General features: G+C 34.0%; 23 protein-coding genes and 1 pseudogene. 5 read left to right on the top strand and 19 right to left on the bottom strand.

Annotated features, from left to right (window positions below):
- Positions 1-54: 54 nt before the first annotated feature.
- From cmoA to CSUIS19072_RS00560, 9 genes and pseudogenes are all read right to left on the bottom strand, one after another.
- The gene (cmoA, locus tag CSUIS19072_RS00600) at positions 55-759 is read right to left on the bottom strand and encodes a carboxy-S-adenosyl-L-methionine synthase CmoA (protein WP_086236633.1); all 705 of its coding nucleotides are present in this window, start codon (positions 757-759) and stop codon (positions 55-57) included.
- Complete coding sequence (locus tag CSUIS19072_RS00595; protein ID WP_180379367.1) at positions 749-1,648, bottom strand: bifunctional riboflavin kinase/FAD synthetase; 900 nt, start codon at positions 1,646-1,648, stop codon at positions 749-751. The genes cmoA and CSUIS19072_RS00595 overlap by 11 nt, the downstream gene beginning before the upstream one ends.
- A pseudogene (gene tlyA, locus CSUIS19072_RS00590) lies at positions 1,617-2,319 on the bottom strand (23S rRNA (cytidine-2'-O)-methyltransferase TlyA). The gene CSUIS19072_RS00595 and the pseudogene tlyA overlap by 32 nt, the downstream one beginning before the upstream one ends.
- Positions 2,309-4,255, bottom strand: a complete 1,947-nt coding sequence (gene ligA / locus CSUIS19072_RS00585; protein ID WP_086292709.1) for an NAD-dependent DNA ligase LigA — start codon at positions 4,253-4,255, stop codon at positions 2,309-2,311. The pseudogene tlyA and the gene ligA overlap by 11 nt, the downstream one beginning before the upstream one ends.
- Positions 4,252-5,391, bottom strand: coding sequence for a dihydropteroate synthase (folP, locus tag CSUIS19072_RS00580; RefSeq protein WP_086292711.1), 1,140 nt, complete (start codon positions 5,389-5,391; stop codon positions 4,252-4,254). The genes ligA and folP overlap by 4 nt, the downstream gene beginning before the upstream one ends.
- Positions 5,388-6,011, bottom strand: coding sequence for a DNA polymerase III subunit delta' (locus CSUIS19072_RS00575; protein ID WP_086292713.1), 624 nt, complete (start codon positions 6,009-6,011; stop codon positions 5,388-5,390). The genes folP and CSUIS19072_RS00575 overlap by 4 nt, the downstream gene beginning before the upstream one ends.
- Positions 6,008-6,547 carry a HobA family DNA replication regulator gene (locus tag CSUIS19072_RS00570; protein ID WP_086236627.1) on the bottom strand — a complete coding sequence of 180 codons (540 nt, stop codon included), beginning with the start codon at positions 6,545-6,547 and terminating at the stop codon, positions 6,008-6,010. Before CSUIS19072_RS00570 ends, CSUIS19072_RS00575 begins: the two co-directional genes overlap by 4 nt.
- Positions 6,547-7,764, bottom strand: coding sequence for an aspartate kinase (locus CSUIS19072_RS00565; protein ID WP_086292715.1), 1,218 nt, complete (start codon positions 7,762-7,764; stop codon positions 6,547-6,549). The genes CSUIS19072_RS00570 and CSUIS19072_RS00565 overlap by 1 nt, the downstream gene beginning before the upstream one ends.
- Positions 7,764-8,234 carry an RNA pyrophosphohydrolase gene (locus CSUIS19072_RS00560; protein WP_086292717.1) on the bottom strand — a complete coding sequence of 157 codons (471 nt, stop codon included), beginning with the start codon at positions 8,232-8,234 and terminating at the stop codon, positions 7,764-7,766. The genes CSUIS19072_RS00565 and CSUIS19072_RS00560 overlap by 1 nt, the downstream gene beginning before the upstream one ends.
- A 113-nt stretch (positions 8,235-8,347) precedes the next feature.
- Between CSUIS19072_RS00560 and hemW the strand changes: the two genes are divergently transcribed.
- The gene (hemW, locus tag CSUIS19072_RS00555) at positions 8,348-9,382 is read left to right on the top strand and encodes a radical SAM family heme chaperone HemW (protein WP_086292719.1); all 1,035 of its coding nucleotides are present in this window, start codon (positions 8,348-8,350) and stop codon (positions 9,380-9,382) included.
- A gap of 17 nt (positions 9,383-9,399) precedes the next feature.
- On the opposite strand, the gene dnaK is transcribed toward hemW, so the two are convergent.
- The 5 genes from dnaK to CSUIS19072_RS00530 are packed head-to-tail and all read right to left on the bottom strand — an operon-like array spanning position 9,400 to position 13,553.
- Positions 9,400-11,271, bottom strand: coding sequence for a molecular chaperone DnaK (gene dnaK / locus CSUIS19072_RS00550; RefSeq protein ID WP_086292721.1), 1,872 nt, complete (start codon positions 11,269-11,271; stop codon positions 9,400-9,402).
- 53 nt (positions 11,272-11,324) lie between these two features.
- A complete protein-coding gene (locus CSUIS19072_RS00545) occupies positions 11,325-11,843 on the bottom strand; it encodes a hypothetical protein (RefSeq protein WP_086236622.1) in 519 nt (172 codons plus the stop codon).
- A 1-nt stretch (position 11,844) separates the two neighbouring features.
- Positions 11,845-12,231: a hypothetical protein gene (locus CSUIS19072_RS00540; RefSeq protein ID WP_086236621.1), complete on the bottom strand. Its 387-nt coding sequence runs from the start codon at positions 12,229-12,231 to the stop codon at positions 11,845-11,847.
- A gap of 15 nt (positions 12,232-12,246) precedes the next feature.
- On the bottom strand, positions 12,247-12,768 hold the full coding sequence (locus CSUIS19072_RS00535) for a nucleotide exchange factor GrpE (protein ID WP_086236620.1): 522 nt from the start codon (positions 12,766-12,768) through the stop codon (positions 12,247-12,249).
- On the bottom strand, positions 12,765-13,553 hold the full coding sequence (locus tag CSUIS19072_RS00530; RefSeq protein ID WP_086236619.1) for an HrcA family transcriptional regulator: 789 nt from the start codon (positions 13,551-13,553) through the stop codon (positions 12,765-12,767). The genes CSUIS19072_RS00535 and CSUIS19072_RS00530 overlap by 4 nt, the downstream gene beginning before the upstream one ends.
- A gap of 235 nt (positions 13,554-13,788) precedes the next feature.
- Between CSUIS19072_RS00530 and CSUIS19072_RS00525 the strand changes: the two genes are divergently transcribed.
- Positions 13,789-13,956: a hypothetical protein gene (locus tag CSUIS19072_RS00525; RefSeq protein WP_180379353.1), complete on the top strand. Its 168-nt coding sequence runs from the start codon at positions 13,789-13,791 to the stop codon at positions 13,954-13,956.
- Here the strand turns inward: CSUIS19072_RS00525 and CSUIS19072_RS00520 are convergent.
- From CSUIS19072_RS00520 to CSUIS19072_RS00505, 4 genes are read right to left on the bottom strand one after another with little or no spacing between them, the layout of a single operon-like run.
- Positions 13,945-14,178, bottom strand: coding sequence for a hypothetical protein (locus CSUIS19072_RS00520; RefSeq protein ID WP_086236618.1), 234 nt, complete (start codon positions 14,176-14,178; stop codon positions 13,945-13,947). The genes CSUIS19072_RS00525 and CSUIS19072_RS00520 overlap by 12 nt on opposite strands.
- Positions 14,178-15,191: a DHH family phosphoesterase gene (locus CSUIS19072_RS00515; protein WP_086292723.1), complete on the bottom strand. Its 1,014-nt coding sequence runs from the start codon at positions 15,189-15,191 to the stop codon at positions 14,178-14,180. Before CSUIS19072_RS00515 ends, CSUIS19072_RS00520 begins: the two co-directional genes overlap by 1 nt.
- 12 nt (positions 15,192-15,203) lie before the next feature.
- Entirely contained in the window at positions 15,204-17,375 is a 2,172-nt protein-coding gene (flhA, locus tag CSUIS19072_RS00510; protein WP_236847900.1) for a flagellar biosynthesis protein FlhA, read from the bottom strand.
- 1 nt (position 17,376) lies between these two features.
- Complete coding sequence (locus CSUIS19072_RS00505) at positions 17,377-17,781, bottom strand: Rrf2 family transcriptional regulator (protein ID WP_086236616.1); 405 nt, start codon at positions 17,779-17,781, stop codon at positions 17,377-17,379.
- A gap of 245 nt (positions 17,782-18,026) precedes the next feature.
- Here CSUIS19072_RS00505 and murJ point away from each other — a divergent pair, with 245 nt between their 5' ends.
- The 3 genes from murJ to CSUIS19072_RS00490 are packed head-to-tail and all read left to right on the top strand — an operon-like array spanning position 18,027 to position 22,493.
- Positions 18,027-19,424, top strand: a complete 1,398-nt coding sequence (gene murJ / locus CSUIS19072_RS00500; protein ID WP_086292725.1) for a murein biosynthesis integral membrane protein MurJ — start codon at positions 18,027-18,029, stop codon at positions 19,422-19,424.
- Positions 19,411-20,787 (top strand): cysteine--tRNA ligase, encoded by a 1,377-nt coding sequence (gene cysS, locus CSUIS19072_RS00495; RefSeq protein WP_086292727.1) that lies wholly within the window; start codon positions 19,411-19,413, stop codon positions 20,785-20,787. Before murJ ends, cysS begins: the two co-directional genes overlap by 14 nt.
- A complete protein-coding gene (locus CSUIS19072_RS00490) occupies positions 20,775-22,493 on the top strand; it encodes an ABC transporter ATP-binding protein (RefSeq protein WP_086236940.1) in 1,719 nt (572 codons plus the stop codon). Before cysS ends, CSUIS19072_RS00490 begins: the two co-directional genes overlap by 13 nt.
- 57 nt (positions 22,494-22,550) lie before the next feature.
- On the opposite strand, the gene CSUIS19072_RS00485 is transcribed toward CSUIS19072_RS00490, so the two are convergent.
- Positions 22,551-23,423 (bottom strand): hypothetical protein, encoded by an 873-nt coding sequence (locus CSUIS19072_RS00485; protein ID WP_086292729.1) that lies wholly within the window; start codon positions 23,421-23,423, stop codon positions 22,551-22,553.
- Between the last annotated feature and the right edge of the window lie 128 nt (positions 23,424-23,551).

Here is a 23,551-nt window from a genome sequence, read left to right as displayed (position 1 = left end):
AAAATAATGATTATTCTACATTAAATTTATTTAAATACTAATAAATCAATATTATCACTTAAATGCTACAAAGGTAGCGAAATTAGCCCATTTAAATATGGTTTCTACACTTTTAAAACCGCTATTTATGCATAATTCTCTATTCTCATTTTCGCTATATGGTATCAAGATATTCTCTAAGGCTTGACGCTTTTGTACTATTTCAAATTTAGAATATCCTTGCGACTCTTTATACTCTTCATAGATATTTATCATATCTAGAGCCAACTTCTTATCATCATATACTAGCTTTTCACTAAATATAAATATCCCATCTCTATCTAAACTAGCAAAAATTTTCTTTACAAATTCATCTCTTTTAATAGGCCTAATAAACTGCAAAGTATAATTAAGCATTACCGCATCTGCCCTATTATAATCATACTCCAAAATATCAGCATTAATCAGCTCAATTTTCGCTCCATAGCCACTAGCCCTATTCTTAGCACGCTCTAGCATAGCAGGACTATTATCAACGCCCAAAAGCTCCAAATCCCCCCTAACCCTATAAAGCTCCAATAAAGTAGTAGCAGTAGAACATCCAAGGTCAATAACCCTAGAGCCTTGCTCTAATCTTTTAGATAAAAATGAGATTATAAGCTCCTGGGTTTGCTTATAAAATGGCACAGATCTAAACACCATATCATCAAATACACTTGCCACACTCTCATCAAATTCAAATTGCTTATTTATAGCGGTTTTAAAGACCTCATCTCTCATCATAAACCCCTTCTAAATTTCTAGAGTGCAAACTAACCTCTTCAATGCTTAAATCACAGCTTTTTGCCACATTTTGTGCTATTACTATATCTTTTGAAATTTGCTTTTTTAAATCATCTAGATTATCAAATTTAGCATTATCCCTAATCCACTCAACAAAGCAAACTCGCACACTACTTGGTCTATTATCAATGCTTTTATCTAAAATATGATTCTCAATAGCAAACTCCCCATCAGTGCTAAGCCTATAGCCAATAAATGTGATAGAGCTATAGGTATTATCATCTATCTTTGTCCTTGTAGCATATACTCCATCTTTAGGCACTAGATATGGGGTTATATCCAAATTCAGGGTTGGATATAGATATTTTTTACCAATTCCTTGGCCTGTTATCACCTTGCCAATTACGCTATACTCACGCCCTAAAAGCCTATTAGCCCTATATATATCACCATCACGCAAAAATCTTTTTATAGCTGAGCTATGCACCCCAAGACCATCAAAGCAAAACTCATCTACCACAACCACTTCACCGCTAAATAGATGCTTTAAATCATGTTTATCCCAGGCTCTATCCTTGCCAAATTTAAAATCATATCCGACAACAATCTTGCTTAAATTTACAAAATCCCTCTTAAGCATATCTATAAACTCATCGCCTCTAAGCTCAGAAATATCCTTTAAATCATAGTAAAAACATGGCACACCGCTATACTCTTGGTGTCTATCCTTAGGAGTTAAACAAGCCTTATCGCTTCGCACTACCACTAAAGCGCCATCTTTTCCAAGCTGCTTGATTAGCTCCTTATGGCCTTTGTGAATTCCATCGAAATTACCGATGGCTATGGCTTTTATGCTACTTTTTAAAATAGTAGAATAGCTCAATATTCCCTTCCTTGCCTTTGATTTTTGACTCGCTTTTTTTTGATTAATTTCCAGCCCAAAGCTAAACACTCACTTTGGAATTTAACCATAGCTTTATTTATAGCCTTTTCATCTTTTACAACACCATTTTTAGTTCGTTTAGCACTCTTGCCAACCTCAAATTGCGGCTTAAATAATAGTATTATATCACTAAGTGCCAACCTATCAATATGCGTAATGATATGTAATAATGAGATAAAGCTCACATCAGCAGTAATAATATCAAATTTATCCACGCTTACAAACTCCCTAATATCGGTATTTTCTTGGACTATTACCCTGCTATCATCTCTTAAATTTGGACTTAATTGCATAGTGCCTACATCAAGAGCTGTGATCTGCCCTATCCCTTTTTCTAGCAAAATTTGGACAAATCCACCAGTACTAGAGCCAATATCCAAAGCGATTTTACCGCTTAAATCTAGCTTAATTTCATCTAAAAATCCAGCCAATTTCAACGCTGCTCTACTAACATAAATTTGAGTTTGAGCCTCTATAACATCATCTACACTAATCTCTTGACTAGGCTTATTTATAGGTTTTGAATTTACAAGCACAGAGCCATCATATATGAGTTGTGCTGCTTGATTTCTACTGATATTTAAGCTATTTGCCACAGCCAAATCAGCCCTCATTTATCAATCTTTCATACTCTTTTTCATCTATGATTTTAACCCCTAAAGATATGGCTTTATCATATTTACTTCCGCTTGATTCCCCGCTTAGTAGATAATCACTCTTAGATGATACAGAGCTACTAACCTTAGCCCCAAAGCTCTCTAGCTCTTTTTTTATCTCATCTCTAGGACGAGAAAGGGTGCCAGTTATAACTATAGTTTTACCACTAAATATATTTTGAGTAAATTTAATATCTTCAATTTTAGGCTTTACAAACTCCATAAGCTCAATAATTTTATCATAATTAACACGCATAAACTCCAAATAGCTAAGTGCCATCGCCTCGCCAAATCCATCAAGGCTTAAAAGCTCATCTTGATTTAAATTTAGCCAATTATTTGGATAGGTTGAGGCTATCTTTTTTGCTGCTACTTCGCCAATATGCTCAATCCCTAAAGATGTGATAAATCTATGAAGTGGTGGGGTTTTGCTTATATTTATGGCATTTAGGATATTATCTATCTTTTTATCCTTAAAGCCCTCTAAACCATTAAAGCTACCCCTATCTAATCTATAAATATCAATTATACTTGATATTTTGCCATTTTCATATAAAAGCTCTATAATAGCATCGCCAAAACCATCGATATTCATACACTTTTTAGAAGCAAAATATATAATCGAGCTTACCACCCTAGCCTTACAACTCAAATTTTGACACTTTATAAATACCCCTTCATCTAAAAGCTCACTACCACACTTAGGGCAGTTAGTCGGACGCTCTATATTAGATTGGGTGCCATCTCTTCTACTTTTATACACATCTGTAATCTTAGGTATCACATCTCCACTTCTAATTACGCAGACCATATCACCCTTCATAAGCCCTAGACGCTCTATCTCATCGAAGTTATGTAAGGTTACATTTCTTACAAAAGCCCCATCAATCTCCACCCCATCAAGAATACCAACAGGAGTAACCACGCCAGTTCTACCTACTTGTAAAGCTATATCTAGTAATTTAGCGCTCTTTTGCGTAGCTGGGAATTTATAAGCTACCATAAATTTAGGAAATTTAACCGTAAATCCTAGCTCATCGCACTTAGCAAGGCTATCAATGCGAACTACCATACCATCCATCATTATAGGCTTCTCATCTCTTAGCAATAAGAGTTTAGAGTAGGCATTTTTAACCTCATCTACGCTATTACAAACCCTAATAAAATCATCTCTTAAAAATCCAAGAGATCTTACAAACTCCATCATTTGGCTATGTGTGGCAAATTTAAGCTCATTTGCCCCCACTCCCCACGGATAGAATTTAAGCCTTCTAGATTTAGTTATACTTGGATCAAGCTGTCTTAAGCTACCAGCGGCTGCGTTTCTAGGATTGGCTAGTAAATTAAGCCCATCTTGAATTCTCTTAGCATTAATCTCTTCAAAATCCTTTTTAGCTATAACCACTTCACCCCTAATCTCGATAAATCCATCATAAGGAATCTTTAAAGGAATAGAGCTAATCACCTTAGCATTATTAGTAACATCCTCGCCAATCTCTCCATCTCCCCTTGTGGCAGCACTTTTTAAAATTCCATTTTCATATGTTAAATTCAAACTCGCACCATCAAATTTAGGCTCTACAAAAAATCTTTGCAACCCCTTATCTCCACGCTCAATCCACGCTAAAAGCTCATCATCGCTAAAAATATCCTCCATAGACCACATTCTAGCCTTATGAGCTAACTTCTCAAACTGATCTAAAATCTCGCCACCAACTCTATTAGTAGGCGAAAATATAGCTTTTAAATTTGGATTTTGGCTCTCAAACTCAACCACCTTATGATACAAAGCATCATACTCATCATCACTAGCTATAGGATTATCATCAGTATAATAAGCCTTCGCCCATCTATTTAGCGTCTCAACTGCTTCTAAATACTCTTTATGATTCATACTATCTCTAAATCCTTATATGAATTATGTAAATTTAGCATCTGGATATGCTCTTTTGGATCGTGCGTTCTAATGATAGTAGCGCCATTTTCTATAGCTTTTTGGTGTAGATACAAGCTCCCAGCTAAGCGCTCATCTACGCTACTTGGGCTGTAATAATCTATCATAGATTTTCTACTAGCACCTACTAAAAGCGGATATCCAAAAGACAAAAAATGCTCTAAATGCTTAATCAAAGCCATATTATCACGAGCAGTTTTGCCAAATCCTATACCTATATCAAGATAAATTTGCTTAGCCTTAGACTCTTTAATCTCTTCTAATTTTTGAGCGAAAAACTCACTTATAAGCCCTAAAATATCGCTATCTTTGACATTGATTTGCATAGTTTTTGTATCGCCATTTTTATGCATTAGACAATATTTTGCTCCATATTTACCGGCTAAAAAAGCCAAATTTGTATCCGCACTTATATCATTTACAAAGCCAAATCCATGATTCAAAGCATACTCCAAACAAAATGGATCAAAACTATCAAGGCTAAACTCAACTTTCTCATAAAGCTTATTAGCATAGATTAGATCCACAACTGGCTTTACCCTTTCAAATTCCGCCTTAGCACCGATATATTCGCTTCCTGGCCGTGAGCTAACCATACCAATATCTATATAATCCACACCCAAATCAATCAAACTCTCCATACGCAAAATCGCATCATCAATGCCAACTCTACTTGCTGGATTTAAGCTATCATTATTGAAATTTAAAACCGCCATAATCTCGCATTTTTTTGGCTTTTGGAATGAATTTGATAAAAAATAGCCCAATTTTTTAAGACCAAAATCTTGAGCTAGCTCCTTTTTGGCTAGAATTTGAATTTGCTTATCATTTGCTATTAAAAGTGCGTTTTCTAACCCCACACCACCAAAAATTGCATTATGAGAACTTACCAATTCAGCACCGATACTAAGGGCATCTTGCTTTAAGATATTTACAGCTACAGCCTTTATATCTTTGATTAAAATAAAATTTAAATTTGCCTTTTTTCTCATAATTTTCGCCCCACTTTTATGCGGTGATATAAAGTGGCAAATTTGGTCAAAATCGCTATCTGTATTTAATTTATACGCTCTCATTTTATCCTTTGCATTATTAGTAAAAGTATCGGTAAAAGCGTGGTTTGAGCTTTGGAATTTAGATCTGTGATTCTATATAATTTATTAAAGTATATATAATCTTCATGAGTAAATTTAACCCCATTTTTGACTGCGTCTATTATTATGGATTTAAGTAAATTTAGAAGTTGAGTTTTGCTTAATTTATCGCTCTTTTCAAGTGCTGTTTGAGTAGATACATACTCATTGATATAGCTTAAGCTTAGCTTAGTAAAGTCTATCCCCGTTGGCTCACTTTTGGTTAATTTAACCCTATTTTCTATACTTAATCTAGAGCGAATTGTAGCTAAAAATATATTTTTAGCTGGTGCGACTAGGACAAAGATTATATTTCTTGGTGGCTCTTCAAGGATTTTAAGTAGAGCATTTTGCGACTCAATGCCATATTTATTAGCCATAATTAGCAAAACTTTTGGCTCTTTTTCTGCGATATATGCTTGGGAAATTATCTCCCTAGCCCCCTCCATCAGCAAACTCTCATACTCAAAAATTTTTAGATACTCAGGCTTTAAGAGTTGAGAATACTCAACCTTAATACTCTCAAAATTATCGCTAATAATAATTTTACTACTTAAACTCAAAGCTCAACCCGACCAAATAGCACCGCATCTATAGTTCTATCAAACAATCTAAACATAGATAAAAGCTTAAAATCCAAATTTTCATCTGTAGAGCTAAGATAGAAGCTATTTTCAGCTTGTTCATCAAATAGCCACATATAGCTACTAGTGCGATTTTTGGCTATTGCACATAGCTTTGAGCTACTTTTACCGATATAAAAATATACAAATCCATTTGGAAAAGAGATACTAAGCATATCATCAAGCAAACTTATCTCTTCTTTGGAATTTATATCATTTAATCTTGGATATAAGGACTTAAGCGAAATAAATGGCAATATAGGTCTATGCGAGCCTTTGCGGTTAATACTGCGTAAAAAATAGCTCTCAAACCACTCCCTATCCTCATCGCATATAATTATAAATGGCGCACCATCGATAAGGTATCTAAGCCTTGAGGCAAGTAGCGGCGCCCACTCTAGACGCCTCTCCTCCATCCAGCTAAGCTCCTTGCTTGAACTCCTTATAGCATCCAAGCTCCATTTGATAAGATCCATTACTTCTCTAACTCATAAGCTTTATGAAGCGCTCTAACGGCTAATTCACCATATTTTTCTGCTACAATCATCGAAATTTTAATCTCGCTAGTAGAGATCATCTGGATATTAATCCCCTCATTTGCCAATACAGAAAACGCCATAGATGCTACACCGCTATGACTCTTCATACCCACACCAACTACGCTTACCTTGACTACTTCGCTATCTATCTCAATGGATTTTGCACTACCATCATCAACTACATTTCTAGCCGCCTCCATCTCATTTTGAGGAACGGTAAAGCCAAGACTTGTAGTGCCATCTTCGTGGCTTGTATTTTGGATAATCATATCTACATTTATATTTTTATCAGCTAATTTTTTAAATATACTAGCTGCAACTCCTGGCTTATCTACAACCCCTCTCATAGTTACTCTTGCTTGATTTTTATCTAGTGCTATACCGCTTATTAATGCTTGCTCCATTCCTGATATTTCCATGTTTGTCTCTCCTGTGATTAGTGTTCCTTCATTATTGTTAAAGCTACTTCTAGTGACTAAATTTACCTTTAATTTTTTGGCTAACTCTACACTTCTATTTTGTAGTACCTTTGCCCCCATACTAGCTAACTCCAGCATCTCATCATAGCTAATTTTCTCAAGCTTTCTAGCCTTAGGCTCTATCCTTGGATCTGTAGTATATACCCCATCTACATCTGTGTAAATCTCACACAAATCAGCCTTTAGAGCTCCTGCTACAGCCACGGCACTTAGATCGCTTCCGCCACGACCTAGCGTTGTTACATCTCCATCTTTACTAACGCCTTGAAATCCAGCTACAACAACGATCTTTCCATCGTTTAAAGCCTCTTTTATCTTATCTCCATTAATATCGATAATTCTAGCCTTGGTAAAATCACTATTAGTGATAATCCCAGCCATATCTCCACTAAATGCCACAGCCTTATATCCTTTTGAATTTAAAGCAATTGATAGAAGTGAGCTTGTAACTCTCTCGCCAGAGCTAAGGAGCATATCCATATCTGCACTTTGTGGCTGAATTTTGCTAAAGTGCTCAGCATATTCTATTAGCTGATTTGTTACCCCACTCATAGCAGAAACCACGACTACTACATCATTACCAGCATCTTTAGTAGCAATTACTCTTTTAGCAACCTCTTCTATTCTTTCTAAATTTCCAACGCTTGTCCCGCCATATTTTTGAACAATTAGCATTATATGAATCCTTCATCTTTAAAATATTTAAGCACTTTAGCATACGCACCCTTTTTGAAGTGATTAACCTTGCTTAATACATCATTTACAGGCATAAAGCAGTAATCATCAAATTCAGGGTGTTTTGTCGCTAGATCAATCTTTGCATTTGGCTTTAATCTAACCAAAAAATATCTTTGAGTTTGTCCATCATATGGCGCCATTTTCTTAGCGATATTTTCAGGAAAATCATACTCAAGCCACTTAGGGTGCTCGCATAAAATCTCTACTTCGCTTGTCCCTATCTCCTCTTCAAGCTCTCTAAAAAGAGCCTCTTTGGGTGATTCGCCTTCATCTATCCCACCTTGTGGAAACTGCCAAGCTCCACTAATATCATATCGTTGAGCGATGAATACTTTACACTCTAAAGGATAAGATGGAGATAAAATAATCGCCGCTACATTTGGACGATACCTCTTGCCTTTATCCATTTTTGATCCTAAAAATTTGGTAAAAATCCTACCCTAAAAGCGTTTAAAGTTTAATAAATCAACTAAATTTAATAAATTATTTGTTAAATTTAGAATAAATTTTAGGACAAATTTTGCATATCTATATACACATTCCATTTTGCGAATCAAAGTGCCCATATTGTGCTTTTGGCTCTCATAGCGATCAATTTGCTATAACTAAAGAGTATTTTAAAGCCCTTACAAAAGAGATAAAAAATATCAAATTCAATGATAAAATCTCCACAATATTTATAGGTGGTGGCACTCCAAGTAGCGTAGATGCTAGGTTGTATGATGAAATTTTTGAATACTTAAGACCAAATTTAAATAAAGATTGTGAGATCACAAGTGAAGCAAACCCAAACTCAGCAAATTTAAAGTGGCTAAATCATATGAGAGAGCTTGGCGTAAATCGCTTAAGCCTTGGGGCTCAAAGCTTTAATGAAAAAAAGCTTAAATTTTTAGGCAGAATTCACAACTCAAAAAGAATATTTAAAGCTGTAGAAGATGCCAAAATAGCTGGTTTTAAAAATATAAATGTTGATATAATGTATGGCACAAAACTTGATACTAAAGCCTTAATATCTAGCGAAATTCAAGCCTTAAAAGAGTTAGAAATTACACATATATCAGCCTATAGCTTAATGCTTGAGAGTGAGTTTAGCTCTAAAATATCATATCAAAAAGATAGCCCAATCCTAGCTAAATATCTCATAAATTCACTTGAAAATATAGGTTTTAATCAGTATGAAATCTCAAATTTCGGTCAAATCTGTAAGCACAATCTTGACTACTGGCAAGGCGATGACTACTATGGATTTGGTGCGTATGCTGTGGGGACAATTGGGCTAAAAAGATATAAGGGTGCGACAAATCTTAAAAATTATATAGCTAACCCTTTTAAAAAAAGCATTGAGAAATTAAGCCTTGAGGATAAAAGAAGTGAAAGAGTATTTTTAGGCCTTAGGAGCATTATTGGCGTAAGCTTAAGCGATTTAAGCTCAAATATGCAAAAAACAGCTGAAATTTTAATCAAAGAGAGAAAATTAATATTAAAAAATGGGAGAATTTATAATCCAAATTTCTTATTAGCCGATGAGATATATCTATATTTAAGCCAGCCTTAATTAGGCTAGCTTAAATTTTATTCTACTTCAGCGTCTATGACATCATCATCTTTTTTCTTATCTTGTGCGTTGGCACCAGCGGTTTGATTTTGATACATAGCTTCAGCTAGTTTATGGCTAACTTCGCTTAGAGCTTTTACTTTTATATCGATTTGCTCTTTTGTAGCACTCTCATCTTTTAATGTCTCTTTTAGATCATTTAAGGCTGCTTCGATTTTAGCCCTATCTTCGCTTGGAAGTTTCTCGCCAAGCTCATCAAGAGATTTTTGAGTTTGATGGGCTAAGCTATCAGCACCATTTCTAGCCTCAACTGCCTCTTTTCTCTTTTTATCCTCTTCTTTATGAGCTTCAGCGTCATTTACCATTTTATTTATCTCTTCTTCGCTTAAGCCGCTTGAGCCACTGATAGTTATGTTTTGAGCTTTACCACTGGCTTTATCTTTTGCTGAAACGGTTAAAATTCCATTTGCATCTATATCAAATGTAACTTCAATTTGTGGCACACCTCTTGGAGCTGGCATAATTCCTTCAAGATTGAAATTACCTAAGCTTTTATTATCTTTAGCAAACTCTCTTTCGCCTTGGAGTACATTGATTGTAACTGCGCTTTGATTATCCTCAGCAGTTGAGAAAGTTTGAGATTTTTTAGTTGGGATTGTGGTGCCCTTTTCTATCAATTTACTCATAACCCCACCAAGAGTCTCAATACCAAGGCTAAGAGGTGTAACATCTAGCAAAAGAACATCTTTTACATCGCCTTTTATAACCGCACCTTGGATAGCCGCACCAATTGCTACAACTTCATCAGGATTTACTGATTTGTTTAGCTCTTTATCAAATGCTTTTTTGACCTCTTCTTGCACTACAGGAACACGAGTTGAGCCACCTACCATTACTACTTCTTTTATATCACTTTTGCTTATACCAGCGTCTTTTACTACCTCATTTATTTTTGTGATAGTTTGAGATACCAAATCATCTATCATACTTTCAAATTTAGCTCTACTAAGAGTTTTTGTAAGATGTTTTGGGCCAGTTGCATCAGCTGTGATAAATGGTAGATTTATAGTTGTCTCCATAGCGCTACTTAGCTCTTTTTTAGCATTTTCAGCTGCTTCTTTTAAGCGTTGAAGAGCCATTACATCATTTTTAAGATCGATTCCAGTTTCACTTTTAAACTCACTTACTAAAAAGTCAATTAATCTATTATCAAAATCATCTCCACCTAAGAAGGCATTTCCACCTGTTGCTAAAACCTCAACTACGCTATCTCCAGTTTCTAGCACAGTTACATCAAATGTCCCACCACCTAGGTCATAAACTACGATTTTTTCAGCCTCTTTTTTATCTAATCCATAAGCCAAAGCCGCAGCCGTAGGCTCATTTATAATTCTAAGCACATTAAGCCCTGCTATCGTGCCAGCTTCTTTTGTAGCTTTTCTTTGACTATCATTAAAGTATGCAGGCACGGTGATAACGGCATCAGTTACACTTTCGCCTAAAAACGCTTCAGCATCTTCTTTTAATTTAATCAATACTTTAGCTGAAATTTCTTGTGGAGTATATGTTTTACCAGCTATCTCAACAGCACACGCACCATTTCTATCTACTATATGATATGGAAGGCGGCTTTTTGCTTCCACGGCATTTTTCTCATTCATCATAAGACCCATAATTCTTTTTATAGAAAATATGGTTTTTTCTGGATTTGTTACTGCTTGGCGTTTAGCTGTATCGCCGACTAAAATCTCTCCCTTATCAGTAAAAGCCACAACGCTTGGAGTTGTATTTTTACCCTCTTTGTTGGGGATTACTTTGCTTTCGCCTCTTTCATATATGCTTACGCATGAATTTGTTGTTCCTAGGTCTATTCCTATTACTTTTGCCATTGTTTTCTCCTTGAAATTAGTTTATTAAACAATAAATCACACAAATTGTGCACCTATTTTCTTCTTCCTTGATATCTTTTCTCTATCTCTCTTTTTCCTTTATCTGTAATAGATAACTCCCCAGTTTTCTCATCATATTTAATGTAGTCAATATTTTCATTAAGATAAGAAGTTTTATTTCTCCTATTACAAATAACATTATTTACCAATTGGGGATGATGTGGTGCAAAAATTTTTTCTATATCATCCCCGCTGACACTATCAATTTCATATAAATATAATAGTATCAAATCATCAAATAATGCATTATGGTTTATGCCATTACAACTATTTTCTTGTGTTATCATATCTTCTCCTAAAATTAATTTAAATTCTTTATATACTTCATTTGTATAAGTATATTTTGTTGTTGGTTCTGTATAGAACTCCTTGTTTATGCTGTTTTCTATGAAATCTCTTAAGCTATCTTTATACATTTCTTTAAAATATTTTTTGTCAATATTTCCTTTAATATAGCCATAGCATAGGATTTCATAAAAATTTCTAGAGTCTTCATAAAAACTTTCTAACATGTCAAATGCGAGTATTGCTTGTTTGTAGTCGTCTATAAAAGACATTTTCTCGTGACAAGAAAAAATTTTTTTCTTTATTTTTACCTATTTCCCTCCAAATTTCAATAGCTTGCATATTTTGGTTTATAAGTTTTTGTGACCTAGCAATGTATGCCGACCCAAAAGCTACAAAAGCTGAGATGACCGAAACACATAGTGAAAAAATAGAAATAATTTGGCTATTTTCCACTCTTTGCCCTTGCTTGGCTTTTTCTATCTCTTTTTTACGCAAATATTCTAAACGCTCATTGGCTGAGTTTGCTATAGCTGTATAAAAGCCTGTACTTTTTACACTATCCAAGCTTTCATTAGCTATTTGGACTCTTTGTGAATTTTCAGTATTTGACATATTTTCTCCATTAAACTATTTTGCTATTACAACCATAGATGGTCTTAAAACTCTATCATTATATAGATAACCTTTTTGATAAACAGTAGCTATCTTGCCACTTTCTACCTCATCTGTCTGTATATAATTTATAGCGTTATGAACTTCTGGGTTAAACTCACCGCTAGTATCAATCTCCTTTATACCATACTTTTCAAAGCACTTTTTAAACTGCTCTATGGTTAAGTTTATACCATCTTTTATCTTATTTGCTATCTCATCATCGCCACTTTGTAAATTCGCAGCAATCTCCAAAGCATCAATAACTGGCAAAAGATCTCTAGCAAAGCTCTCATTTGCGAATTTCAAAGCTTCAGCCTTTTCTCGCTCTAAACGCTTTTTGATATTTTCAAAATCCGCAGTAGCTCTTATCAAATCCTCTTTAACCTTAGCTAACTCACTATCTAATTCGCTTTGCTCATCTTGCTTACAATCTTGACAATCTTGCTCATTTAAAGCTAAATTGTCATCTAAATTTTCATCTATATCTTGACTCACGCAGCCTCCTTTAACATACTTAAAAACTTCTCATAATCGCTATAAACGCTACTAGCACAAAGCATAATAGCTGGTTTGCCCTGATATATCACATCAGTTTTTAATCCCATATAGCCAGTAGAAAATAGCGGACTAAAGGCTAAATTTCCATTAAAATTATTACCAAATGATGGATCTAAAATCGCCTTTATACTATCATCTTTACAAATTTCAAAAGCAATTTTCTCATTTTCTTGAAATAAAATCTCCTCTCTTTTTAAAGCTTTAATTTTAACTCTTAGCTCACTTAGTCCCACTTGCATAGAGATGTGATCTAGCTCTTCTAAGCTAACTCCAATTAAATTGCTTAAAAATTTTTCAACTTTTGAGCTAAATTTAATAGATATACTCTGAGTGTTAAAATCAAGAACTAAAAAGCGATCTTTAAGATTTAAAACATCTTTTAAAAATAGCTTTTGATTTTCAAAAATCATGCAATAAATATCATTTTTATAAACTAAAAAATTTAGTAAATCAATATTATTTATAGATAATATTGGGCTAAATTTAAGTCTATTTTGCCAATAAATCTCCATCGCACTAGCTGTAGGAATTCGCCCACCGCTAATGTGTAGTTGAGTGATCGCCCCCTCATCGCTAAGCTTTTTAAAATATACCCTAATAGTAGATGCCGGGATAGCTATATTCATTCTCATACCAAGCTCACTAGACCCAATTGGCTCATTTGCTTCTAAATATGCATGAATGATAGACTCTAGTATTAAATCTCTCTTATCTACTTTCATTATTAGCACTCTTTATATTTAATTGCTAAGTTAATTATACAACATTGAGCCAACCTTTGTCAAGTATTTTAAGCAAAAATATTAAAATTATCAAATTTATTTAGCAATTGATATACCTAACTGCTTATAATCATAAAATTTAAATATGTGAAAATATAAATTGTATGCAAAAAATTTATTGATATTTAATAACTCATAAAGTATAATTCACTTCTTAAATCAAAAAGGGGACAAATTGAGCAATCTAACAGCAAAAGAGAGAGATGAATTAGAGCATATTTTTACTCAAATTCAGATTAGTAGGTTTAAATTTAATATCTATAGGTATTATAAAACGCTAAATAAAAAGAGTCAATTTGCCATTAGACTACTAAGATATAAAACCAAAAGGCTACTTAAATAGCTCTGGATAATTCTTTTTCATATATTCTACTACAGCTATAACCTCATCTACGCCGTTTGCGTCGCTATCTTCTAGCACATCATCTATAACATCAATGTATCTATCAAAGGCCTCATTTATCAGCTCCTTTTTAACCCCAGCATAATACAACATACCAAGAGTCGCTAGCTCAAGCTCATAGCTCATCTCCTCTAAAGTCACATCATTTTCATAATTTTTCATTATTGCTCTCCTGTTTTTTTATTAATCAAATTTACCACTTGTGATTTTATCTCATCATAATTATAACTATCTATAAATCCAGCAAAAAACCCACCACTAGCATTTTTATGCCCACCTCCATCACAAAGCTCTTTTGCCATTTGGCTTACATCAAAATCCCCATTTGATCTAAAACTCATACTCTTTTTACTAGTTATATCAATGAAAAATTTAAACTCAGGATTTGCTACTAAAAAGTCATTTCCAATCACGCTAGCACTCCCTATATTATAGGTTAAAATCCCCCTACTCCCACGATAATCAATGCTAAATTTATCACTATTTGAAGTAAGATGTCTGACTAGATAATTTGAATTTAGATTGCTTAGAGTATCATCATTTTTAAGGTAAAAAAACTCTTTTTTAATTCCATGAAGTCTATTATCAAGCTCGATATGAGCGTTATTTAAGCTTAAGAATTCGCAAAAATTTTTAATAAGATAAAAGATATACTCTATATGCTCTTTTTCAAACATAACCTTATTTATCTCCTTAGCTCCAGCAATTGCCCCCATACAGACCTTACCAAGCTCAAAATTTGGATCATTTTTTAGCCAAATATCCACCGCATTTACCACATTACAATACGCCTCTAGCCTCTCATCAGCCCCAAACATCGCACTAAAAAAATCATAACAAATTTTAGTAGCACTCCTAGAATTATCAAGATAATACCAAGGAAATATCTGTGAGCACTCAGCACCAGTTTGATGATGGTCTAATAAAATTAACTTAACATTTTTATCTTTGAGTTGCTCTTCGTAGCTTTGGCATTGAGTTTTGGTTAAGTTTAAATCTGTAATTAAAATAACAGCCTTATCATTACCAATTTTAGAGATGATATGCGACATTTTTTTATCAATCTCTTTTCCATAATTTGAGTTATAAAATTCAATATTTTTAAGATAAAAATTACTAACAAACTGACAAGAGTATCCATCTAAATCAGTATGACTAAGATGATAAATTTTCATTTTATTCCTTTATTAAAGTTCTGGTATCTCTATAGTCCCAAGTGTCTCAAACTGCGTGTTTGGTGCAATTTCAGCAAAGCTAAGCACAGCAATATCGATTGAGAAATTCTGCACTATACTATCTATAAATTTACGAATACTAGGCTCAACGCAAAGCACCATATCGCCTTGTTCGCTTATAGGGCGATTCTCTCTTTTTGCTCTTAATGCGCTTACTATGGCTGAAGTTTGTGCTACATTTATCATCATAGTGTATGCACCATCTTTATAGCTTAGGCTGTCTATTAGCTTTTGCTGGGCTGAGGCTTCTAGGATATAGAAATTTAGCTGACCATTCTCATCAACATACATAGAAGTTATCACCCTTGCTAGGGCTGCTCGAACATGCTCAATTATCATATCTAAATTCTTGCTAACTTCAGCCACATCGCTAATTGCCTCAAGTATGCTAAGCATATCTTTAATAGGGATATTATCTTTAAGCAAAGCTCTTAATACCTTTTGTATAACTCCCACACCAACTACTTTTAGCGTATCATCAACCACTACAGAGTATTCTGATTTTACCTTATCAAGGATATTTTGAACCTCTTGCTTGGTTAATAATTCACTCGCATTTTGCTTGACTAATTCGCTCATGTGAGTAGATATAACACTAGCCGCATCAGCGACTGTATATCCGCTTAATATCGCATCTTCTTTATAATTTTGATCAATCCACAAAGCATCAAGCCCAAAAGCTGGGTCTTTTACCGCAATGCCATCAATATCAGCACTCACATATCCACTATCCATAGCTAAGCACTTATCAGGATAAACCACGCCAGAGCCTATTACTACGCCTTTTAACTTAAATTTATACTCATTTGGCCCAAGCAAGATATTATCCCTTAATCTAATTTTAGGCATTAAAAATCCTAGCATTGTAGCCATATTTCGTCTCATAGCTCTAATTCTCTCTATCAAATCACCATCGGCAAGCTTTAAAAGTCCATAGCCCAAATCAAGCTCTAAAATTTCAATTTTTAAAATATCATCAATCTTAGCTTGCTCTTCCATAGCGATCTCTTCTTCGCTTTTTTTAGGAAGTTTGCTTGTAGATGCTTGAGTGGATTTACCTGTAGCGTCTGATGATTGGGGGCTATTTTTATCACTTTTAATCGCACTAAAATCGATTTTGCCATCTTCTATCTGCTTTAAAATAAAGCCAATTCCTAAAAATAAAAGCCCCATAAATCCAAGCGATAGCGTCGGAAGGCCTGGAACTAAAGCAAACATAAAAAGTATAAAACCAACTATCAAAAGCGTTTTATACTCGCCAAGTAGCTGGGATACGACCCCTTCGGCAAAATTATCCTCATCCTTGCTAGCTCTAGTTATAATAATAGCCGTTGCAGTTGATGTGATAAGACCTGGAATTTGGCTTACCAATCCATCTCCAATTGTAAGAATCGTATATGTAGCTGCGGCATCTTTAATAGCCATATCATGCTCAAAAGAGCCAATCAAAAATCCGCCAATAATATTAATAATTGTAATGATAATACCAGCTACAGCGTCACCTTTTATAAATTTAGATGAACCATCCATTGCTCCATAAAAATTCGCTTCAGATATTATATCTTGACGCCTTTGCTTAGCTGCTTGCTCATCTATCAAACCCGCATTTAAATCCGCATCAATAGCCATCTGCTTTCCTGGCATCGCATCTAGAGTAAATCTAGCTTGAACTTCACTTACACGGGTTGAGCCTTTAGTTACAACCATAAAATTTATAAGCACCAAAATACAAAAGACAATCACGCCAATTGCATAGTTGCCACCAACTACGAATTTACCAAAACTAGCGATAATATCACTTACAGCCTCTGGTCCGTTATGACCTTCGCTTAAAATCATTCTAGTAGTTGCTATATTAAGTGCTAATCTAAATAGAGTAACTATCAAAACTAAAGTAGGAAATGTGCTAAGATCTGTTGGTTTGGGTACATAAATAGAGATTAATATTATAAGCACAGATATAGCTATGGATAGAGCTAAGAAAAAATCAAGCACCCCACTAGGTAAAGGCACAATGATAATAGCCAAAATAGCTATAATGACAAAAACTACAGTTAGACTCTTAGCCTTTATAACTGGCGCTAAAAATGGCGCCACCATGGTTAAAATATTGCGTTTAGCCAAACTATTTCTTCATAATATCAGCTAATGTTATCTGGTCTAAAAAGTTATCAACTCGACCTTGCAAGTCGTTAAATATAGGCCAAATTTGGCACCCATCTCCTTTATTGCTAGGGCAATCGCATCTAGAATTTGCACACTCAAATACATTTACTTTACGCTTTTCTGCACTCTCTAAAATATGTTTAATAGTCAAATTTGATGGCTTATCAGCTAAAACAAATCCGCCATTTGCCCCCTTAAAAGAGTTTAATATCCCAGCTTTTGCTAAATTTTGTAAGATTTTAGCTAAAAAACTTTTTGAAATTCCAAGCTCTGATGATATAGTATCTACATCTTTTGGATAGTTTGCTTGCGATAATAATATTAATGATAGCATAGCATATTCACTAGCTTTGGTAAATAACACCTTTGCTCCTTTGAGAATTTAAATTCAGATATTCTACTAAAAAATATATTAATATTAACTTTTTTTAGAGTATAATATCAACTTATTTTTAATATTTTAAGATAAATTAATAAGCATTTATAAATAGCTTTTATATGGATATTTTCATTTAATTATAGTGATAAATCTTAGGCATTTATCAAGGTGCCATTTTGCTTATTTTAATTATAAATTTATAGTAAAATTAAATTTAGGAAAATAGATATTTGCTTAGACATTTTTTTACAAATAGTATTGGAATTTTATGCTCTAGGGTGCTTGGATTTATCAGAGATTTAATGACAGCAAATGCTCTTGGTGCAAGCATTTGGAGCGATATATTTTTTGTAGCGTTTAAGCTACCTAATCTCTTTCGCAGACTCTTTGGCGAAGGGGCATTTTCTCAAGCTTTTATGCCAAATTTAGTTAAGGTAAGTAAAAAAGGGTTATTTGCTACTGAAATTTTAATCAAATTAAGCCTTGCTATGCTAATTTTAAGCTTGATAGTTATGCTTTTTGCTCCGCTTGTTACAAAGGCTTTGGCTTATGGATTTAGCGATGAGATTATAGCTCTTGCTGTGCCTTTGGTGCGGATTAATTTTTGGTATCTTTTGGCTATTTTTATAGTTACCTTACTATCAGCACTATTACAATACAAAAATCACTTTGCCACTACTGCTTTTAGCACGGCATTTTTAAATTTATCCATGATAACGGCTCTATTTTTAGCTAATAATCTAGATCAGCAAAGCGCAGCCTTATACCTTAGCTGGGGCGTTGTAGTTGGTGGATTTATCCAAGTTTTATCCCATATTATCGCACTTAAAAGGCTAAATTTACTTCGATTATTAACCCTTGGAATGGCTAAGTTTATAAAAGGCAAAAGAGCTAAAGCTAAGGGTTTTTGGCAAAATTTTACTCACGGGATAATTGGTAGTAGCGCAAATCAATTAAGCGATTTTATCTCCACATTTATCGCTAGTTTCTTAGCCACTGGGGCCATAAGCTACCTATATTATGCTAATAGAATTTTTCAACTGCCATTAGCACTATTTGCCATTGCTTTATCAACTGCGATTTTCCCTAAAATTTCAAAAGCCATTAAGATAAATAGTGATGAAACGGCTATAAATTTACTTAAAAAAAGCTTTAATTTGCTATTTTTCTTGCTTATATTTTCCACAATCGGCGGATATATTTTATCTAAAGAGATTATCTGGCTGCTATTTCAAAGTGGGGAGTTTAATTCGCAAAATACCATAGAATCGGCTAAGGTTTTACAAATGTATATACTTGGACTTTTGCCTTTTGGACTTTATAAACTATTTTCGCTTTGGCTATATGCCAAAATGCAACAAAAAATCGCAGCCAAAATCGCCATATACTCACTATTTATCAACACAATTTTATGCCTAATCTTATTTAAGCCTCTTGGTGCTAGTGGATTAGCTTTAGCTAGCACTATTAGCGGAGTATTTTTGCTAGGATATTCAATTTTTATATTTGGTATTAAGCAATTTTTAGATATAAGCCTTAGTAGGATAAATTTAATTACCATAATTTTAGTTATAATTTTTGGCTATTTATTAGTAGAGTTAAGGGAGTTTATATATGCAAATTTATGATACAGCATTAAAGCAAAAAATTGAGTTAAAACCACTAAATAGCAATGAGATAAATATATATGTATGTGGCCCAACTGTCTATGATGATGCTCACCTAGGTCATGCTAAATCTAGCATTAGCTTTGATCTTCTTAGGCGGGTTTTGATAGCGCTTGGATATAGAGTTAAATTTGTTAAAAACTTCACTGATATAGATGATAAAATTTTAGCCAAAATGCAATCAACTAATCAAACTTTAGAGCAGATCACAACACATTATATAGATAGATACATTAGTGATATGAAAGCCCTAAATGTATTAAACGCTGATATAGAGCCTAAGGCTACTTGTTATTTAAACTCTATTATAGATTATATCTTAAAGCTAGAGCAAAATGGCGCAACATATAAGCTTGAAGATGGAATTTACTTTGATACTAGCAAAGATGAAAAATATTTAAGCTTAAGCGGTAGAAAAGATGAAAATCTCATCGCTAGAGTAAAAAGCAATAACTCCAAAAGAAGTGAAAAAGATTTTGTTTTATGGAAATTTGATGAGAATTGGTATGATAGTCCATTTGGCAAGGGGCGTCCTGGCTGGCATACAGAGTGTGTAGCGATGATTTCAAATATATTTGGTAAGACTATTGATATTCACGCTGGTGGGGCTGATCTGCTCTTTCCGCACCACGAAAATGAAGCCGCACAATGTAGGTGTGCATATCATAAAGAGTTAGCTAAGCACTGGATGCATAATGGGTTTATACAAGTAGATAATGAGAAGATGAGTAAGAGCTTAGGTAACTCATTTTTCATAAAAGATGCGTTAGCTATCGCACCTGGCGAGGCGGTGAGATTTTATTTGATGAGTAGCCATTATAGAGCAAATTTCAACTACGATATAGCTGATCTACTCTCTAGCAAAAAGCGTCTTGATAAAATTTATAGGCTTAAAAAGCGATTAAGTGGGGTTGAAGCTAATGAGGCTAAAGGGGAGTTTAAAAACTCTATTTTAGATGCTTTAAGCGATGATTTAAATATCTCGGTGGCTCTAGCTAAAATTGATGAAATGGTAAATCAAGCCAACACAAATCTAGATAAAGAGCCAAAAAATAAAGCCTTAAAATCCACAATTATGGCTAATCTAAATTTTATCAAAGATACTCTTGGGATATTATATCAAGATGAATTTGAGTGGTTTCAATATGGATTTGATGAAACGCAAAAAGAGAGAATTATGAATTTAATAAAAGCTAGAGATGAGGCTAAATCGGCTAAGGATTATAAAAAAGCTGATTTGATAAGAGATGAATTAAATAGCCTTGGCGTGGCTATAATGGATACGCCAAATGGAGTAAAATGGGAGAAAATATGGACGGAATAGCAGAGGTTTTTAGACGATTTAAATCATATTATAAGGAGTATATACCACAATTTATCATAGCTATTATCGGAATGATTATGGCTAGTGTTGGGACTGCGGTATCAGCTTGGCTTGTTAAGCCTGTGCTAGATTATATCTTTATCCAAAAAGATGAAAATTTACTATATTTGCTTCCATATGCGATTATTGGGATATACTTTATAAAGAGCCTTGGGATCTACTTACAAGTATATTTCACAGCCTATATCGGACAAGATATAGTAAGACGCTTTAGACACAATCAACTAGCAAATATATTAACCCTTGATATGAGCTTTTTTCATAAATATAGAAGTGGAGAGCTTATGAGTAGGATTATGAGCGATATAGAGAGAATTCGCTCTATAGTATCAAATTTAATCCCAGAGCTAGTGCGTGAGTTTGTAACTATTATTGGTTTGCTTTGTGTGGTGATTTATCAAAGCCCTACCCTAGCACTATTTTCTCTAATAGTCTTGCCAGCAGCACTCTATCCACTCTCAAGACTGGCTAAAAAGATGAGAAAGATAAGCCGAACTTCACAAGAAACCTCAGGCGATATAACCTCTGTTTTAAGTCAGATATTTGCTAATATTGAGATCATAAAAGCTAGTAACGCACAAGGTAAGGAGCTAGAGAAATTTGACACTCAAAACGATAAAATCTTTAAATTAAATTTAAAATCCGTCAAGGTAAATACCCTAGTAAGTCCGATGATGGAGACGCTAGGCTCTATTGGCATTGCCATTACTATTATAATAGGCGGCCAACAAGTTATAAATGGAGAGATCACAGTTGGGAGCTTCTTTAGCTTTCTTACAGCACTATTTATGCTATATACGCCAATTAAAAGGCTAACTTCTATATACAATCAAATGCAAGATGCTATAGTAGCTAGTCAAAGGACATTTGAGCTACTTGATATGAGCCCAAATATAGTTGATGGCAAGCTTGACTTCCCGCATAAAGTAAATTCAATCACAATCCAAGATCTCAAATTTAGCTATGGAGATAAGGTAGCATTAAATGGCATCAACCTTAAAGTATATAAAGGTCAAATGATAGCCCTAGTAGGTAGTAGCGGTGGCGGTAAAAGCACACTTATAAATCTCTTAATGAGATTTTATGATCCAGACTTAGGAACAATACTAATAAATGAAAATGATATAAGTGAATTTAAACTTAAAGGCTTAAGAGAAAATATAGGCCTAGTAACTCAAAGAGTATATATATTTAATGATACAATCGCTGCTAATGTCGCTTATGGAGCACCTTTAGATGATAATAAGGTTATAAATGCACTTAAGATGGCAAACGCATATGATTTTGTCCAAAAGCTAGATAGCGGCATACATACAATGCTTAGCGAGTATGGGGCTAATCTAAGTGGCGGTCAAAGACAGAGAATTGCTATCGCAAGGGCTTTATACCATAATCCTCAAATTTTAATTTTTGATGAGGCAACAAGCGCATTAGATAATGAAAGCGAACAAGAGATAACCAAAGCAATTGAGAAATTAGCCCATGAAAAGATAATTTTTATAATCGCTCATAGGCTCTCAACCATCAAAAATGCTGATAAAATAGCGGTTATTAGCTCTGGTAAAATAGTAGGATTTGGCACAGATAAAGAGCTAGAAAGCCAGTGTCAAATATACCAAAGGCTAAAACTAGGAGCAATCCACTAAATAAGACTCACTAGCTACCAAAGCTAGTGAGCGCATTATAAATCTAGATTACATTTTTTAAATAGATCTCCACACAGCAATCGAAGTTGGATTAAATGGGTCAGTTCTACAACTATGCTCTAAAAGAGCATCTTCGATGATTATATCTCCATTTTGATTAGCTTTTTTCAAAGTTTTAGCAAAATTTAAATTCCAGCCATTTTTTATAAAAAAATTGCGATGCTCCTCGCTTACTTCTCCTAAATCTTTTACTTGAAATCCAAATGGCTCACCATGGATACATCTCACAAATGGAGCGATACTTGCTACAGATTTAAACCAATTATCTGGAATCTCTTTAACCTGCTCAATAGTATGATATGTAAAGACCAAAACACGCTTACCAAAATCCAAATTCTTATCAAATTTAGGCTTTAAGTGGTTAAAATGGAAAAACTCAGCCTTCATCTTAGGCTCAATATCTGCTAATTTTCTAGCCATCTCTACACCACTATTAGTAAATTCGCCACCAAAATATCTTAAATTTATCCCACCGCCATTATAAAATATCTTAAATAAATTTCTACCATATCCGCACCCAAGCTCGATTACACTATCATACTCATCAAATGACAAAGCATCGATAATAAAATCAATAAAGCTTGTTTTAGTATAATATGGGACTAAAATAGTCATACCATTTAGGGAAGTTACACCATAATACGGAATATCTACAAAATTAAATTTCTCGCTCTGGCTCTCTTTTTTTCGCCATTCATAATCGCCATTATCATTAACTGCAAGGGTATAATGTCGCTCCCTTTTCTCCAACTCTGAAATTACTTGTAAAGCGTTATACCCCCCCCCACTTATAAATTTACTCATAAACTCAGCCCTTATAGCCCATGCTCTTTCATAGAAATTTTGCCATTTTTTCTCTTGATATGCCATTTTAACACCTTAAATTTATAATTTTGATTATATCTAACGCAGCATAAAATATCATTAAATTTATTTAAATTATAAGCAAATTTAAGCTATAAATGGCTAGTATAACCACCTATAGCATAATAAAATCA

Source organism: Campylobacter sp. RM19072 (assembly GCF_024723485.1).
Classification (GTDB): domain Bacteria; phylum Campylobacterota; class Campylobacteria; order Campylobacterales; family Campylobacteraceae; genus Campylobacter; species Campylobacter porcelli.
This window is presented reverse-complemented; position numbering and strand designations above follow the sequence as displayed.

Bases quoted from the DNA above. Each gene is read 5' to 3' on its own strand.
- CSUIS19072_RS00490 (WP_086236940.1), top strand. From the start codon at position 20,775: ATGGACGGAATAGCAGAGGTTTTTAGACGATTTAAATCATATTATAAG.
- dnaK (WP_086292721.1), bottom strand. From the start codon at position 11,271: ATGGCAAAAGTAATAGGAATAGACCTAGGAACAACAAATTCATGCGTA.
- CSUIS19072_RS00540 (WP_086236621.1), bottom strand. From the start codon at position 12,231: ATGTCAAATACTGAAAATTCACAAAGAGTCCAAATAGCTAATGAAAGC.
- ligA (WP_086292709.1), bottom strand. From the start codon at position 4,255: ATGAATCATAAAGAGTATTTAGAAGCAGTTGAGACGCTAAATAGATGG.
- cysS (WP_086292727.1), top strand. From the start codon at position 19,411: ATGCAAATTTATGATACAGCATTAAAGCAAAAAATTGAGTTAAAACCA.
- folP (WP_086292711.1), bottom strand. From the start codon at position 5,391: ATGAGAGCGTATAAATTAAATACAGATAGCGATTTTGACCAAATTTGC.
- CSUIS19072_RS00520 (WP_086236618.1), bottom strand. From the start codon at position 14,178: ATGAAAAATTATGAAAATGATGTGACTTTAGAGGAGATGAGCTATGAG.
- CSUIS19072_RS00565 (WP_086292715.1), bottom strand. From the start codon at position 7,764: ATGCTAATTGTTCAAAAATATGGCGGGACAAGCGTTGGAAATTTAGAA.
- CSUIS19072_RS00570 (WP_086236627.1), bottom strand. From the start codon at position 6,547: ATGGATCTTATCAAATGGAGCTTGGATGCTATAAGGAGTTCAAGCAAG.
- CSUIS19072_RS00515 (WP_086292723.1), bottom strand. From the start codon at position 15,191: ATGAAAATTTATCATCTTAGTCATACTGATTTAGATGGATACTCTTGT.
- cmoA (WP_086236633.1), bottom strand. From the start codon at position 759: ATGAGAGATGAGGTCTTTAAAACCGCTATAAATAAGCAATTTGAATTT.
- CSUIS19072_RS00560 (WP_086292717.1), bottom strand. From the start codon at position 8,234: ATGGATAAAGGCAAGAGGTATCGTCCAAATGTAGCGGCGATTATTTTA.
- CSUIS19072_RS00545 (WP_086236622.1), bottom strand. From the start codon at position 11,843: ATGTTAGAAAGTTTTTATGAAGACTCTAGAAATTTTTATGAAATCCTA.
- CSUIS19072_RS00485 (WP_086292729.1), bottom strand. From the start codon at position 23,423: ATGGCATATCAAGAGAAAAAATGGCAAAATTTCTATGAAAGAGCATGG.
- CSUIS19072_RS00530 (WP_086236619.1), bottom strand. From the start codon at position 13,553: ATGAAAGTAGATAAGAGAGATTTAATACTAGAGTCTATCATTCATGCA.